16 protein-coding genes, 3 pseudogenes, 1 CRISPR repeat array and 1 other annotated feature are annotated in these 13016 nt (G+C 61.9%); of the genes and pseudogenes, 6 read left to right on the forward strand and 13 right to left on the reverse strand.

The window, feature by feature from the left end; all coding sequences use genetic code 11:
• Window positions 1–23 precede the first annotated feature (23 nt).
• A complete protein-coding gene (locus C5F46_RS17145) occupies window positions 24–704 on the reverse strand; it encodes an outer membrane protein (protein ID WP_235820184.1) in 681 nt (226 codons plus the stop codon).
• Window positions 601–951, reverse strand: coding sequence for a toprim domain-containing protein (locus C5F46_RS14545; RefSeq protein WP_235820183.1), 351 nt, complete (start codon window positions 949–951; stop codon window positions 601–603). The genes C5F46_RS17145 and C5F46_RS14545 overlap by 104 nt, the downstream gene beginning before the upstream one ends.
• A gap of 135 nt (window positions 952–1086) precedes the next feature.
• Between C5F46_RS14545 and C5F46_RS14550 the strand changes: the two genes are divergently transcribed.
• The gene (locus C5F46_RS14550) at window positions 1087–1383 is read left to right on the forward strand and encodes a hypothetical protein (protein ID WP_107326057.1); all 297 of its coding nucleotides are present in this window, start codon (window positions 1087–1089) and stop codon (window positions 1381–1383) included.
• A gap of 35 nt (window positions 1384–1418) precedes the next feature.
• Here C5F46_RS14550 and C5F46_RS14555 read toward each other — a convergent pair whose 3' ends face one another.
• From C5F46_RS14555 to C5F46_RS14570, 3 genes are all read right to left on the reverse strand, one after another.
• Window positions 1419–1997 carry a PIN domain-containing protein gene (locus C5F46_RS14555; protein ID WP_107326058.1) on the reverse strand — a complete coding sequence of 193 codons (579 nt, stop codon included), beginning with the start codon at window positions 1995–1997 and terminating at the stop codon, window positions 1419–1421.
• Window positions 1994–2458, reverse strand: coding sequence for a helix-turn-helix domain-containing protein (locus tag C5F46_RS14560; RefSeq protein ID WP_107326059.1), 465 nt, complete (start codon window positions 2456–2458; stop codon window positions 1994–1996). The genes C5F46_RS14555 and C5F46_RS14560 overlap by 4 nt, the downstream gene beginning before the upstream one ends.
• Before the next feature lie 194 nt (window positions 2459–2652).
• A CRISPR array of direct repeats spans window positions 2653–2951; the repeat unit is 32 nt; unit sequence GTTTCGATCCACGCCCCCGCGAGGGGGGCGAC.
• A 266-nt stretch (window positions 2952–3217) separates the two neighbouring features.
• Window positions 3218–3844 (reverse strand): WYL domain-containing protein, encoded by a 627-nt coding sequence (locus tag C5F46_RS14570; RefSeq protein ID WP_168796910.1) that lies wholly within the window; start codon window positions 3842–3844, stop codon window positions 3218–3220.
• Between the two features lie 104 nt (window positions 3845–3948).
• Between C5F46_RS14570 and C5F46_RS14575 the strand changes: the two genes are divergently transcribed.
• The 4 genes and pseudogenes from C5F46_RS14575 to C5F46_RS17320 form a co-directional block, all read left to right on the forward strand.
• Window positions 3949–4932 (forward strand): helix-turn-helix transcriptional regulator, encoded by a 984-nt coding sequence (locus C5F46_RS14575; RefSeq protein ID WP_107326061.1) that lies wholly within the window; start codon window positions 3949–3951, stop codon window positions 4930–4932.
• A gap of 534 nt (window positions 4933–5466) precedes the next feature.
• Complete coding sequence (locus C5F46_RS14580; protein WP_146160239.1) at window positions 5467–6063, forward strand: hypothetical protein; 597 nt, start codon at window positions 5467–5469, stop codon at window positions 6061–6063.
• Window positions 6064–6204: 141 nt separating this feature from the next.
• Window positions 6205–6459 (forward strand): annotated as a pseudogene (locus tag C5F46_RS17315) (transposase); the annotation flags it as partial.
• Window positions 6460–6529: 70 nt separating this feature from the next.
• Window positions 6530–6646, forward strand: a sequence feature (AL1L pseudoknot).
• A gap of 117 nt (window positions 6647–6763) precedes the next feature.
• Window positions 6764–6850 (forward strand): annotated as a pseudogene (locus C5F46_RS17320) (IS3 family transposase); the annotation flags it as partial.
• 256 nt (window positions 6851–7106) lie between these two features.
• Here the strand turns inward: C5F46_RS17320 and tnpB are convergent.
• The 7 genes from tnpB to C5F46_RS14625 form a co-directional block, all read right to left on the reverse strand.
• Entirely contained in the window at window positions 7107–7340 is a 234-nt protein-coding gene (gene tnpB / locus C5F46_RS14595) for an IS66 family insertion sequence element accessory protein TnpB (protein ID WP_107326065.1), read from the reverse strand.
• Window positions 7337–7753 carry an IS66-like element accessory protein TnpA gene (gene tnpA, locus C5F46_RS14600; protein WP_107326066.1) on the reverse strand — a complete coding sequence of 139 codons (417 nt, stop codon included), beginning with the start codon at window positions 7751–7753 and terminating at the stop codon, window positions 7337–7339. The genes tnpB and tnpA overlap by 4 nt, the downstream gene beginning before the upstream one ends.
• Window positions 7754–7859: 106 nt before the next feature.
• Entirely contained in the window at window positions 7860–8255 is a 396-nt protein-coding gene (locus tag C5F46_RS14605) for a helix-turn-helix domain-containing protein (protein ID WP_107326067.1), read from the reverse strand.
• Between the two features lie 3 nt (window positions 8256–8258).
• On the reverse strand, window positions 8259–9368 hold the full coding sequence (locus C5F46_RS14610) for a quaternary amine ABC transporter ATP-binding protein (protein WP_107326068.1): 1110 nt from the start codon (window positions 9366–9368) through the stop codon (window positions 8259–8261).
• The gene (locus C5F46_RS14615) at window positions 9361–10272 is read right to left on the reverse strand and encodes an ABC transporter permease (RefSeq protein WP_107326069.1); all 912 of its coding nucleotides are present in this window, start codon (window positions 10270–10272) and stop codon (window positions 9361–9363) included. Before C5F46_RS14615 ends, C5F46_RS14610 begins: the two co-directional genes overlap by 8 nt.
• A gap of 73 nt (window positions 10273–10345) precedes the next feature.
• A complete protein-coding gene (locus tag C5F46_RS14620) occupies window positions 10346–11347 on the reverse strand; it encodes an ABC transporter substrate-binding protein (protein WP_107326070.1) in 1002 nt (333 codons plus the stop codon).
• 563 nt (window positions 11348–11910) lie between these two features.
• Entirely contained in the window at window positions 11911–12261 is a 351-nt protein-coding gene (locus C5F46_RS14625; protein WP_107326071.1) for a type 2 periplasmic-binding domain-containing protein, read from the reverse strand.
• 310 nt (window positions 12262–12571) lie between these two features.
• Here C5F46_RS14625 and C5F46_RS17325 point away from each other — a divergent pair, with 310 nt between their 5' ends.
• Window positions 12572–12763 carry a transposase family protein gene (locus tag C5F46_RS17325; protein WP_407947351.1) on the forward strand — a complete coding sequence of 64 codons (192 nt, stop codon included), beginning with the start codon at window positions 12572–12574 and terminating at the stop codon, window positions 12761–12763.
• 17 nt (window positions 12764–12780) lie between these two features.
• Here C5F46_RS17325 and C5F46_RS14635 read toward each other — a convergent pair.
• Window positions 12781–13016, reverse strand: a pseudogene (locus C5F46_RS14635) (YigZ family protein); the annotation flags it as partial.

Genomic DNA, 13016 nt, shown 5'->3' on the forward strand with positions numbered 1-13016 from the left:
GACCGGGACTGTCCTGTTGAATCCTAAAATCTCATGCCGACATGCAGCGACAGCGTATCTATGTCGGATTCCAGATTGATGGGGAGCGGGCCAGTGCCACCCTTGCCATCGATGTCGCGCCGAAGGTATTCAAGCCCGGCAAAAACGCGATCTGATATCTTGTATTCAACGCCAACCCCATAGACTTGGCCTTCAATATCACTGAATCCGAAGACCCCGGTGTTGTCCAAGTTGCCATTCATGTAGCCGATCGTGCCATAGGGCATGAAGCGGTCAAACGAATATCCCAGTCGCGCCTTGATATCAAAAAAATCAGTGAATTCGGCCGTCCCGCCCACATAGGTTTCGAGCGACAAGTCCGCCTTCGTATAGGCAAGCTCGCCACCATAGACCCAATTTCCGGACTGGAAGTTATAGCCAGCGAACACGCCATAGATGCCTCCGCTGCTGATGCCAAAAGGCGCCGGATAGAACGAACCGCCAGCGTCGTAGTCAAAGAAGTTCCAATCTCCAGAAAGGGCACGTCCCAGCGAAAGGCCGCCATAGAAGCCGGACCAGTCCTGTGGGGCATCGACCGACGGAGCAACCTGAACAATCGGCTCAACTATTTCCCTTTCCCACCGCCTCGGCGCGTTCAGTGTCTTGTGGGGCGAGTTGGGGGCGTAGGGCTGCGCGCAAGGCGTTGACGCCCCGCGCCTGCAGATCGTCGTTGAAGTCGTCTCGCTGCGGCGACAGGGCCAGCACCTCAATGCCGGCCGCTGTCGCGCGTGCGCTCAGCGCGGCAAAAGCCTTGTCGCCCGCCGCATCCGCATCGCGGGCGATGTAGAGCCTGTACAGCGTCGGCGGCAGCAAGAGCGCGGCGAGGTGGGCCGCAGGGGCGGCAAAGGCGCAACAGGAGGAAGAAAGGTCATCGGGAAACTCCGGAATGAGAGATAGGACCAGCCCGGACACCCTCTCTCGGGCACCCTCAGGCCTGCCCTTCCCCGACCCTTCTCTCCCTCTCGACCCGCTGTCTCCCGGCGCCCGGCTTGATTTTGTTTCCTTTATGTTCTATATTTAGATCCGAGCCAGCAGGGGAGATCGACCATGGAAAGCACCGCGCCTGCGCTGCCCGCAACGCCCAAGCAGATCGCCTATGCGCGATCGCTCGCCCTGCGCAACGGGACCCTCCTGCCATGGGAGGTGCAGCAGGACCGCCGAACCTTGAGCGGCTGGATCGACGCGCAGGCCCGGATGAAGCCGATGTCTGAGGTGGATCAGCGGCCGACCTCCAAGCAGGTGGCCTTCGCAGAAAAACTTGTCCGGATCAAACGGCGCGCCGTGCCGGAGGAGTGCTTTCGTGACAAGGGGCTGATGTCGAAATGGATCGACGGGAACAGGTGATCGAACATCTCAGACTAGCTGGCAGCTGTGTTCTGTTAGATGTACTCGATGTCTTGGCGCGCCAGGGCAGCAAGTTTGGAAAGGCCGTTCTTGGTGAGGTCGAGCAAGAACTCAGAGGCTGTCATTGGCGGATTATCGTAGCGTTGACGTACCTTTCGCAGCGCCCGCGCCCCTCCCTGTCGAAAGAGCGCATAGGTGTTGGCCAACATATCGTCGGCGCTGAGCGTCTCAATGTCATAGGACGCCAGTTTATCCGACGGGAAGTCTCGATGGTTCTCGGTAACGATCACCTGAGCCGAGCTGCGTATTGCCGCCGCCAGAACATGGCGATCGTTCGGATCCGGTAGATCAAGGCCATCGACCAAAGGTCGATAGCCATCCACGAAGCACTCTTCGAAATGCTCTCGAATCGCCTGCTCCTGTTGACGAACGCTGGTCTCGAGATGAGGCTTCAATCGGATTAGGTTCCGAGTCCACTCGTCGAGAATTTCATCGGTGATGCGCGCTCGAAAGAGCCCCTCTTGGGCGAAGGTGAAGAGGACGTCCCTGATCCGAAACGGGAAAAGCACGTTGGCGTCGAGCACCACCACGAAAGGGTTGGCGACGAAGCTCATTCGTTGTCGAACTCCTGCCCAAGCCGGGCAAGGTCGGCCAACGCAACCTCTTGTTTGCGGGCCTTGTCAGCACGGTAGCGCATCAACTCGTCAATCCTCACACGACGATGCGATCCAACCTGCTCGAACTTGATGTCGCCTCGGAGCAGGAGCTTGGTCAGATAGGGGCGGGAAATATTGAGCATGTCCGCCGCTTCTTGTGTGGTCAGCATCGTACCGACGGGCACGAGCGTGACCATATTGCCATTGCTCACATGGCCCAAGAGCTCGATAATGAGGTTGCCAACGGCGGGGGCAATCTTGACCGCCTCGCCGTTCTCACCTGAAATCTTCAGGCCACCATCCAGCTCCATAGCGATCGCGATCGCCGTCGCGGCATGCGCGGCGCTGTCGATCTCCTCGCGCGTCGGAGGGCGCTCCATGAGCCCTTTGTCTTCCGTCCTCTTTGCAGCCGTTGTCATCGGTCTCTCCCGTTTTTCCCATCAGATATACGCCATGCGCGCCTCACCTCAAGTGGAATAACAGAAATACGTGTAACAACCGTAACTCCGCGCCTCGGAGGTCACAACTCACCCAAAGCGCCGCCCCTCTTCGGTGAAGGTATACGCGTTGACGATGACCGTTACGCCCAACCCAAGTGATCCACTCCCCACAAGTTTCGATCCACGCCCCCGCGAGGGGGGCGACCGCCGCCAGCAGGGACGCCTCGCGCAGCCGCCGCGTTTCGATCCACGCCCCCGCGAGGGGGGCGACGCTGTTCTACCTCGATCCGCCCTATTGGGGATGTGTTTCGATCCACGCCCCCGCGAGGGGGGCGACCAGTCATGCGTCACCCTCGCGCCGGTCGCGATGTGGTTTCGATCCACGCCCCCGCGAGGGGGGCGACGCGCGCGGCGCGACGAAAGCAAACGAGGTGCGACATGTTTCGATCCACGCCCCCGCGAGGGGGGCGACAAAGTTGGCGTGTATACCCGAACCGCCTCGCCGCGCAGCACCCGGTCAAAGGCCGGGTCGTATTTGCCCAGATCGTGCAGTCGCCCGGCCAGCCCCACCGCTTCGCCAAGGCCAAAAGCCGCGCCCCGTTCCCGCGCCAGCCGCTCGACCGCCGCCAGATGATCCGCCAGCGTCTGCCAGTCGGATCGATCGCCGGGCGTACCCGAATGCGCGTAATGGGTCATAGTAACTCCCTTGATCGCAAAGCCCCGTCGATTGGGCAAACATCACCCTCGGCCAGATTCCTTGTCCAGCAGCCCCTGCAGCAGCGCTATCCGCCGGACGGCAAAATCGCCGGGGAGCACCGATAGTTCGGACATCGCGCGCACGAAGAACTGGCGAAACCCCTCGCGGGTCTCGCACCAGGCAAGCAGTTTCACACCCTGCGGCGGATGCACCAACGCGAGCGGCAACACCCGCCGCGAGGTCTCGGCACCCGACAGGTCCGTGTAGGCGAAGGCGACCGGCGCGCTGGCCCGGATCGCCCGGTGTAGCGCGGCCAGATCGGCCTCGGCAGCAGCGGGAAGATCGTCGGGCCACCATGCGGACGGGCGCACGTCCAGCAATTGGTAGATGCGGCCCAGCAGCGCGGCCTCGGGGTCGATCTCTGCCAGCCGAGCCAGCGCCGCCCGGGCAGCCGCCGCAGAGACCGGATCCCCGCGGTGGGACGCCAGCGCGAACCCGCGCAACGCCGCGTCTCGAAGATCGGCATCAAGCGCGGCAGGCGCCGTCTGCCCGGTACCTGCCACTGCAGGCCCCCCACCAAACCCAACTGCCGCCGCCCCGGCCAGCCGCGAGGCAAACCCACGACGGGTCAGGACAGCAGTCGCGGCATGATCGTGTTGCGGACGCATGATGAGCAAACTCCTTATAACCGGATCCGAATGGAAGAATCGCCTCGACATATATCGGTCTCATCCTTAGCCTCTAAGGGTGTCAAATCCTGTCCGGGTTACGCATGTCCTTTTCCAAAGCCCAAGATCTGATCCGTCTTGCCCGATTGGCGGCGGCGCGGCGGGGTGGCATCTCGCTGGAAGACATCGCGGCCGATTTCGGCATATCTCACCGCACTGCGCAACGGATGACAGACGCACTGGAAGACAGCTTTGCAAATGTCAGCACCTTCGATGGCGACGATCGGAAACGGCGCTGGCGGATTGATGATCCCGGACTGGATCGACTGCTACCGCGCCCCGACTCCGCGCTGGAAGCACTGGAAATCGCCGAGCGCGACGCCGCAAGCGCTGGACGGCTGCGGCACCGGCAGGCGCTGGCCGACTTGCGCGAAGCGCTGTTGGCACGACTGACGCCGCGCGATGCTGCGCGCGCCGAAGCCGACGCCGAGGCCGTGCTATCAGCCTTGGCCAGCGTCACCCGACCGGGGCCAAAGGTCAGCTTGGCCCCCCATCTGCTGGACGCAATCACCGAGGCCCTGCGTGGCCCGTTCCGGTTGCGCGTCAGATATAAAAGCGCAGACACCCCACAGCGTATTCTCGAGCCCCATGGCGTCCTGATGGGCCATCGCACCTATCTGGTCGCACGAGACCCGGCCAAGGGCGGCCCCATCCGCAGCTTTCGCCTTGACCAGATCCTGTCTGCCGAGGTGCTGGATGAGAGCTTTGCGATAGACAGCGAGTTTTCGATGCAGCGCTTCGCGGCACAGTCATTCGGGGTCTGGCAGGACCCGGCGCAATTTGGCGAGGTGGTCTGGCGTTTCTTGCCCAGAGCCGCCAGCCGCGCCGCCGGGTTCCGCTTTCATCCTTCGCAAGTACTGGAACCTCAAGCCGATGGCGGGCTGATCGTGCGCTTTTACGCAGCCGGCTGGCTGGAGATGGCGTGGCACCTTTATCAGTGGGGCGATGCAGTCGAGGTGCTGGCGCCCGAGGGGCTGCGCGCATTGGTCGACGGGTACAGGCGATCAGATTTCACTGCGATGCCCTGAGCCCACCAAGCGCTGGCGATCGCCAGGACCCGCGATGCGGTTCTGTCGATCCGGCGTGCAAGCCATGCATCTGGCCAGAAGCATCCATTTAAGCGTGCCGATCAGCGGCTTCAGGCAGACACTGCACCATCGCGAAGGAGCGTAACGCCATCGCAAGCGCTTCGAAGGTCAGGCCCTTCGCACCGACTGCGGTGCCACAAAGCACGACTTCAAGGTCGTAGCCTCCTTTCTCGCCCGACCAGACACGGAATCGGGCACCACTCCTTTCCGCGACAAGCCGCCAGACCGAGCGCGATCGGCGCGATGCTGAGCGCCCAACCTTGGGGCCAGCGGGCAGCATCACCGCGAACGTTAGGCCAAATCCACGTTACGCGGTAGTATACCGCCAATCTCTTCAAGATTTCAGGTTCGAAGCCACATGGTGGCAGGGCAGATGTTGAGTCTCCTGAATCGCTGCTGAAGAATCTGGCACCTCCTCTTGACATAGGCCGCCCGATACCGCCCAATGGCCGCCCAGCGTTAGAGGCTCACCCCATGACAATCTCCCCCAGCAACCGTATGCACGACGGTCTGAGGTTCGAGGGCAGCGCCATTGTATTCACAAGCGTCATGACGCCCACCATACGCCTGCTCACCGCGAGTTTCGCAATTCCCTTCTTGGCGCTTTTGCCCAGCTATATCTGGAGCGTCCCAGCATCGGATGCGTCCACGTCATCTACCCCTATGATCCTGATAACGCTGTTTTTTCGGCTCATTCCGGTCGCTCTGTTTATTGCTGCGGTTTACCTGACGCTGTTTCATGGCAGCACCCGCCTGCGCCTTGATCCTGAGCGCCAAAGCGCAGAATTCACCGCCCGCGCGCCTCTGCGCAAGATTGCGAAAACCTATCCGCTCCAAGAGGTTAAAATTGCCTATGTGGCGCTTGAGGTGGACCATCCGGTCTATGATGAGCCGCATGTGGTGCTCAAATTTCCGGATGGCCGGAAGCTGCGTATGGAGTGTTTCTACGATGACCGCGAGACCGAGACTTGGGTTGCGGCCATCCGCGCGCTGATTGCCCCACTGGGCGAGCCCCAGAAACAAGAAAAGCCCCAACTGGGCTTTGACTTAACGAAAATGTGGACCGTCTAGGGCGCTGATGATGTGACCGCCCCCCGACGGCCTCGATGTGCCAAAGCGGGTCTGCGATGGTCCACAAAGGAGTGCGGTCATGTAGAAGATTTGAACCGCCCCGGGTTTACCGGAGAGTAAAACACTCAAAGGATGAGCCCTATGACCAAGCAGAGATTCACCCCCGCCTATCCGGCCGAGCTTCGCGAACGCGGTGTTCGGCGTTTTCGAGAGAACCGCGCCGAATACGCGAGCGACACGGCCGCCTACAAGGCGATCGCGCCGAAGCTTGGTTGTTCACCGGACAGTTTGCGCGTCTGGTGCCAGCAAGCCGAACGTGACTCCGGACAGCGGGCTGGGCTGACCAGCGCAGAGAAAGATCGGATCAAGGATCTGGAGCGTGAGGTCCGCGAACTGCGCCAGGCCAACGAGATCCTGAAGAAGGGTGAGCCAGTGAAGGCGCCACTGGTTCAAGCCCACTGGCGAACGCATATTTCGCAGCGGCGGAGCTCGACCGCCCGTTTCGCAAATGATCGTGTTCATCGACGATCACCGTCATGTCCATGGTGTCGGGCCGATCTGCCGGGTTCTGGAGATCGCACCATCGACATATTACGCCGTCAAGGCTGTGGAGCGTGATCCGGAACTGGCATAGGTCCGGACCAAGCAGGATAGTCGGGACATGGCCGCCATCAAGGAGGCTTTCGATGGCAGCCGAGGCCGCTATGGCGCGCGCAAGGTCTGGCATCAACTGCGCCGCGGCGGCCACGATATCGCCCGCTGCACGGTGGAGCGGCTGATGAGCGCGGCAACCTCATCCATCAATGCCAAGACCGCTGCGCGTTGCGCGGCGGGGATGGCGGAAAGGTCGATGGACAGAGCGGCGGACATGCCCGCTGGTATCAAAAAATGTCAGCAAAAACACGCAAAACCAAGCGGTTGATTCACTCCGCCGCAGCCGGCGGGCGGCTCTCCAGCGCCTTGACCTTGCGCCAGTCCAGACCGGAGAACAGCGCTTCGAACTGCGCATGGTTCAGCGCCATCACCCCGTCCTTGATGGCGGGCTAGGTGAAGGTCGCACTCTCGAGCCGCTTGTAAGCCATCACCAGACCCGTGCCATCCCAGTAGAGCAGCTTCAGCCGATCCGCCCGGCGCGACCGGAACACGAAGACCGTGCCGGTGAAAGGATCCTTGCGCAGAACCGACGAAACAAGCGCCGCCAGTCCGTCATGACCCTTCCGGAAGTCGATGGGTTGCGTCGAGACCAGAACCCGCACCCGATTGGAAGGAAACATCATGGCCGCGATCCGATCGCCTGCACGATCTCGGCAAGCCGCGCGGCCGACGTGGCACGGTCCAACCGGATCGTGACCATCCCCACCACGATCTCGATACCGACAGCGGGCACGACAGCCGAGCTGCCCTCCGGATCCGCTGCCCCAGGGTCTGCCTCCGAAAGCATCAGCGGCGCAAAGCAAAAAGCCTCATCCTCCACCGCGGGCAATACCAACCTGCCATCCCGCGCCCGGCCGCGCCATTCCGAAAGATGGTTCGCCCGAAGCCCGTAGCGCGCCGCAACCGCGTTCACCGTCGCACCCGGCTTCAGGGGCTCGGCAACGATCTGCGCCTTGACCTCGTCAGGCCACCGCTTCTGCCCATTGGGTCGGATCTCGACCCCGTAGTCCCTGAGAAACTCCATCGTAGTCGCCATCGCGAAACTCCCGCACCCATCTCCGTCAGGTGCGAAATCTCAGGTCCGAGGAACCGGCGGAAGGTGGGAGCCAGCCGACGCTCTTACGTTGGGATCGCCTGCGCGATCACTCCAGATGCAGCAGTATCCGCTGGAGACGCTTGTCGATCTGCGCCATCCGGGCGCGGGTTTCGGCCAGATCATCGCGCAGGCGGTGCAGGTCAACCTCGGGCTGGTGCTGCGGTTGCGCTGGCGTCTCGGTGCGCGGCGGATCGACTCCAAGGCCTTCGCCGGTCAGCAGCCACGCCAGAGAGACGCCGAAAACACCCGCCGTGGCATGGCACAGGCTGGCGCGCGGAAAGGCCGCGTCCTGTTCCCATCCGGTGTAGGTTGCTTCCGAAACGCCAAGGCAGTTCGCCGTTTCGGCGCAGGACAGGCCCGCGGCTTCGCGGGCGGCGGTCAGCCGGTCGCCCAGCGTCGCTACCGCCTCGCTGAACCACTGGTCAGAGGTTTCTGCATCCATGATCTATCCTTTCGCGAGCGGCCCTGCCGGGGCGGTAGCGGGTGTCACCATCGCGGTCAGCACGTCGGAAATGGCTATGGTGCCGCGCAACTGGCCCTGGCGCCCCAGCACACGGGCATGGTTGACGCCTGCCGTGGTCATATGCCGGGCGACGGTTTCCAGAACCTCGGTTCCGGGCACCGAGAATTGGGGCAGTTCCTCGCCCGCGGCAACCGGCCGCGCCACCGTTGCGGCGCGGATCACGCGGGCGCGGTTCACCTCGCGCACAAAGGCGGCGATATAGTCATTGGCCGGGCGCAGCACGATATCCTGCCCGGTGCCCACCTGTTCCAGACGGCCATCGCGCAAAATGGCGATCCGGTCACCCAGTCGCAACGCTTCGTCGAGGTCGTGGGTGATGAAGACGATAGTTTTGTGCAATTCGCTCTGCAATTCGAGCAAGATCGCCTGCATGTCGAGCCGGATCAGCGGATCAAGCGCCGAGAAGGCCTCGTCCATCAGCAAGATGTCGGCATCGTTTGCCAGCGCCCGCGCGAGACCGACGCGTTGCTGCATACCCCCCGAAAGCTGCGAGGGATACGAGCCCTCGTAGCCCTTCAGTCCCACCCGCACGATCCAGTGCCGCGCAACAGGTTCGCTGTCGCGCCGGGGCACGCCCTGAATATCCAGCCCGTAGCAGGTGTTTTCCAGCACGGTGCGGTGCGGCAGCAGCGCGAATTTCTGAAACACCATCGCAGTCTTGTGGCGCCGGAAATCGCGCAGTTCTGCGGGAGTCATCCGGCAGACATCGGCGCCGTCATGGATGACCTCGCCGGTCGTGGGGGCGATCAGACCGTTGATGTGCCGGATCAATGTTGATTTGCCTGACCCCGACAGCCCCATTATGACCGTGATCCTGCCGGGCGGGATCGATAGCGAAATGTCGGTCAGGCCCAGCACATGACCGTGCTTGCGGTTCAGATCTGTCTTGGTCAGCCCGGCTTTCACGGCCGCGATGTAGCGTTCGGGTTCTGGGCCGAAAATCTTGTAGAGATTGCGGATCTCGATCCCGCTGCGGCCGGTGACGGCTTCGTCATCGTCTTCGACGGGCAGGATAGGGGTTGCCTCAGTCATGGCCGGCCTCGCGGTGCTTTTGCAGCCGCAGGCCAAAGGCCTGGCTGCTGCGGTCAAAGACAATGGCGATCGCCACCAGCGCAAATCCGTTCAGGAAGCCCACGGTAAAGAACTGGTTGTTGATCGCCTGCAGCACGTTCTTGCCCAGGCCGCCGACCCCCACCATCGAGGCGACGACAACCATGGACAGCGACATCATGATGGTCTGGTTCACGCCTGTCATGATCGTGGGCAGCGCCAGCGGCAGTTGCACATTCCACAGCTTTTGCCGCGCCGACGACCCAAAGGCCTCGGCCGCTTCGGTCACCTCGCGGTCCACTAGCCGAATGCCAAGATTGGTCAGCCGGATCATCGGCGGCACGGCATAGATCACCACGGCAATCATGCCCGGAACCTTGCCGATGCCAAAGATCACCACCACCGGGATGAGATAGACAAAACTCGGCAGCGTCTGCATCACGTCCAGAACCGGGCTGACAATGCGTTGCAGCCGGTCAGAGCGGGCCGCGGCAATGCCGATGGGCAGGCCGATGATGACCGCCACCACGGTGCAGAATGACACCATCGCCAGCGTCACCATCGTATCTTGCCACAGCCCGACCCAGCCAATCAGGCACAGCGCAATCGCGGTGCCCAGAACGATTTTCCAACTCCGCGAGGTCGCCCAGACCGCCGCCAGCAAGACCGCCAGCACCAGAACCCAGGGCGAGCCGGCAAAGGCTCGCTCCAGCGCGTTGAGAAACATCTGAAGCGGAACCGTTGCCGCGTCGATCGTGTCGGCCCAGCTTCGCACGATGTCGCGGAACCCGTCGTCAATGGTCTTGCGCATCAGACGCAGGGTTTTCGCCTCCATCGCGGGAAAGCGGCACAGGGTCTCGGGCAAGCTCCAGCAGTCGGATGCCATGCAAAGTCCTAACAGTTGTCAAAAGGGGGGCGCAGCGGTCAAGTGCCGCCGCGCACCAAAGGGTAAGCCTGGCTTAAAGCGCCGCTTTCACCTTGTCGGCCACGTCGGCGGGGAACCAGCCCTGCCAAAGCTCGGGGTAGGTCTCAAGGAAATACCGGGCTCCGTCTTCGTTGGTGCCCTGGTTCGTCTCCATCCAGGCCAGAACCTGATTGACGGTGGCATTGGTCCATTTGCGGGTCTCGACATAGTCCATCGCCACGCCAGCCTTTTCGGCAAAATCCTTGGTGACCACAGTGAACACATCCGAAACCGGATAGGGCGTAACCTTCGGATCGGGGCAATCGGGCTGCGAGGTGCAGGCATCAAAATGCGCCATGTCCAACGGCACGCCGAAATCGAGATTGACCATCTCATACTTGCCAAGGATCGCGGTCGGCGCCCAGTAATACCCCAGCCAGCCCGCCTTGCGTTCGTAGGCATTGGCGATGGAGCCATCCAGCCCCGCCGCTGACCCGGTATCGACCAGATCAAACCCCTTGCCTTCGGCGTCCAGCGCCCGATACAGGTTTTCGGTCGTGATCTGGCAGTTCCAGCCCGAGGGGCAGTTATGCACTGCACCGCGGCTGGGGTCTTCGGGTGCAGGGAATAGGTCGGGCCGGGCGAGGGCTGCCGAAACGGTCGTGATCTCGGGGTGGTCGTCCACGATGTATTTGGGCACCCACCAGCCCTGAATCCCGCCTTCGACCAGCAGCGGCGCCGCGACGATCAGGCGGCCTTCTGCCACGGCGGCATCCAGCGCAATCTGCACCGCGCTGACCCAAAGCTCGGGCGCCACATCAGGTTCGCCCTTTTCGTTCATCGAGGTGAAGGTGGGCATCGTGTCGCCGGTGACCAGCTCAACCTCGCAGCCAAAGCCGCTTTCCAGAATGATCTTGTCAACATGGGCTGCCACGCCGGCAGAGGCCCAGTTCATTTCCGCAATGCTGACCCGACCGCATTCTTCGGCGGCCATGGCCGGGGCGGCCAGGGCGGCAAAAGATGCGATTAGCCAGACAGAAGCAAGGTGCTTCTTCATCGGCGTCCTCCTGTTTGCGGCGCATTTGTGATGATGACCGGCGCGCCGCTGCCACCGGAAACCCGTTTGATTGCTGCGGCCCAAATCGAAAGCGTCGCGAAGACACAGGGCCAAGTCATGCCGACCGCAAGGGCGGTCGATGGACGAAGCGCAAAGCGCAAAGTCAGCCGAAACCGACATAAGTGTCGTAAACGATTGGTCGAGCTATTGCAACCATTGCGCGGCCGAGGGGCGTTGCTTCAGAACAATTGCCTGAGGTGTGACTTCCCCTTTCCTCGCACCGCCTGCCGCCCAGTCATGCTTCATGGCCAGGATCGACGGACCGTTGAAGGCGTCAGGATGCGAACAGGATGCCGCGGAGTGTCGATCCGAAGCATTGCTCCCAAGTTCGACAACAAATTGCGATTTTGGGCTGGGTGTGTTTGGTCTGGCCTCGAGGTTTCAATAGGTTAGGTTGAAGGAGAAGGTCATTTCGCGAGGGTCGTGTTGTGGCACGCGACCTATATTTCATCCTTTGATTTGCAGTTTTGAATGCTGCTACCTTTGTGGCATGTACGCCAAGATCACATCATCTGGCGGTCGCCGCTACCTGCAACTGGTTGAGGGCCGTGGCCAACATCGCGTAGCCGGTCCGCACTTTTCAGCAGTTCAAACGCCTCGGGCGCGGAAGCCCAGAACAGGTCGAACCCGCGGGCGTTTCCTGCGATCAGTTCCTGCACCGCGGCATAGGTGTTCTTGTTCAAGTGGCGCAGCCCGATACCGGGATGGCGCGCCTGAAAGGCGGCGACGAAAGGCTCGATCACCTCGGCGTCATAGGATGTCAGCAGCCGCAGTTCCACCGTATGCGCCAGTCCCGCCCCGGCCTTCAGCGCAGCAAGCGCAACTCCCGAGGCAATCACGTCCCAGCGCAGCATTTCAATCCTGCTTCCTGCTCGTCATGATGTTGATGTCAGCCAGAAGCGACGCGATTTTTTCATCGGGACCCGACCCGACAGAAAATTATGTTCCGCGGGTTATGCCGGGATCAAGACATGCTTGGCCTTGCCTTTCATTTTGGCTGCTGTCGCTTTGCCCTTAAATTGGGTCATCCTCAATTTGTGTGTCACGGTCTGACCGAGCTTCACAGATTGAAGGGATCAGGTCGTGGCATCGAGCAAGCATTGGGTTCCCACCGGTAGCGTGCTGGTGGGTGAGGTCTGCCAGACTGAGACGGGTACATGGGTCGTGTCTGGCAGACTGGCTCCGAATGGCATCTGCCCTGAGTGCGGGACGACCTCACGGCAACGACATGGTTGGAGGCGCCGACGGATCGAAGACTTTCCCGCTCAAGGCCAAGCGGTTTGGATCGAGCTCAAGGTTTGTCGATGGCGATGTTTGAACACGGATTGCCGCCGCCGCACGTTCTCCGATCGCTAGCCGGCGGTGGCGACCCCTTATGCGCGCCAGATCACCATGCCCGCGCCCGCCTCGCCATCGGCGTTCGTCAGCGCCGCCGTGTCGGTCAAAAGCGCCCAGCTGTTGAGCTTGGCCCGCGCGAATTTCTTGTTGCGACAGAGCGCCTTGAGGAAGGCCTTCGCCTCGGCCTCGCTGCCGCAAGGGCCGCCCGAAACGGTATATTTCGAGCCGCGGTCGCTGAGGATATGCTCAAGAATGCGCATCTGATCGGGGT

This window comes from Phaeovulum veldkampii DSM 11550 (assembly GCF_003034995.1).
Lineage (GTDB): Bacteria > Pseudomonadota > Alphaproteobacteria > Rhodobacterales > Rhodobacteraceae > Phaeovulum > Phaeovulum veldkampii.

What these genes read in the sequence shown, in the direction of transcription:
- C5F46_RS14580 (WP_146160239.1), top strand. Translation starts at nt 5,467, where the DNA reads ATGACAATCTCCCCCAGCAACCGTATGCACGACGGTCTGAGGTTCGAG.
- tnpA (WP_107326066.1), bottom strand. Translation starts at nt 7,753, where the DNA reads ATGGCGACTACGATGGAGTTTCTCAGGGACTACGGGGTCGAGATCCGA.
- tnpB (WP_107326065.1), bottom strand. Translation starts at nt 7,340, where the DNA reads ATGATGTTTCCTTCCAATCGGGTGCGGGTTCTGGTCTCGACGCAACCC.
- C5F46_RS14615 (WP_107326069.1), bottom strand. Translation starts at nt 10,272, where the DNA reads ATGGCATCCGACTGCTGGAGCTTGCCCGAGACCCTGTGCCGCTTTCCC.
- C5F46_RS14575 (WP_107326061.1), top strand. Translation starts at nt 3,949, where the DNA reads ATGTCCTTTTCCAAAGCCCAAGATCTGATCCGTCTTGCCCGATTGGCG.
- C5F46_RS14620 (WP_107326070.1), bottom strand. Translation starts at nt 11,347, where the DNA reads ATGAAGAAGCACCTTGCTTCTGTCTGGCTAATCGCATCTTTTGCCGCC.
- C5F46_RS14555 (WP_107326058.1), bottom strand. Translation starts at nt 1,997, where the DNA reads ATGAGCTTCGTCGCCAACCCTTTCGTGGTGGTGCTCGACGCCAACGTG.
- C5F46_RS14560 (WP_107326059.1), bottom strand. Translation starts at nt 2,458, where the DNA reads ATGACAACGGCTGCAAAGAGGACGGAAGACAAAGGGCTCATGGAGCGC.
- C5F46_RS14625 (WP_107326071.1), bottom strand. Translation starts at nt 12,261, where the DNA reads ATGCTGCGCTGGGACGTGATTGCCTCGGGAGTTGCGCTTGCTGCGCTG.
- C5F46_RS14605 (WP_107326067.1), bottom strand. Translation starts at nt 8,255, where the DNA reads ATGGATGCAGAAACCTCTGACCAGTGGTTCAGCGAGGCGGTAGCGACG.
- C5F46_RS14550 (WP_107326057.1), top strand. Translation starts at nt 1,087, where the DNA reads ATGGAAAGCACCGCGCCTGCGCTGCCCGCAACGCCCAAGCAGATCGCC.
- C5F46_RS14570 (WP_168796910.1), bottom strand. Translation starts at nt 3,844, where the DNA reads ATGCGTCCGCAACACGATCATGCCGCGACTGCTGTCCTGACCCGTCGT.
- C5F46_RS14610 (WP_107326068.1), bottom strand. Translation starts at nt 9,368, where the DNA reads ATGACTGAGGCAACCCCTATCCTGCCCGTCGAAGACGATGACGAAGCC.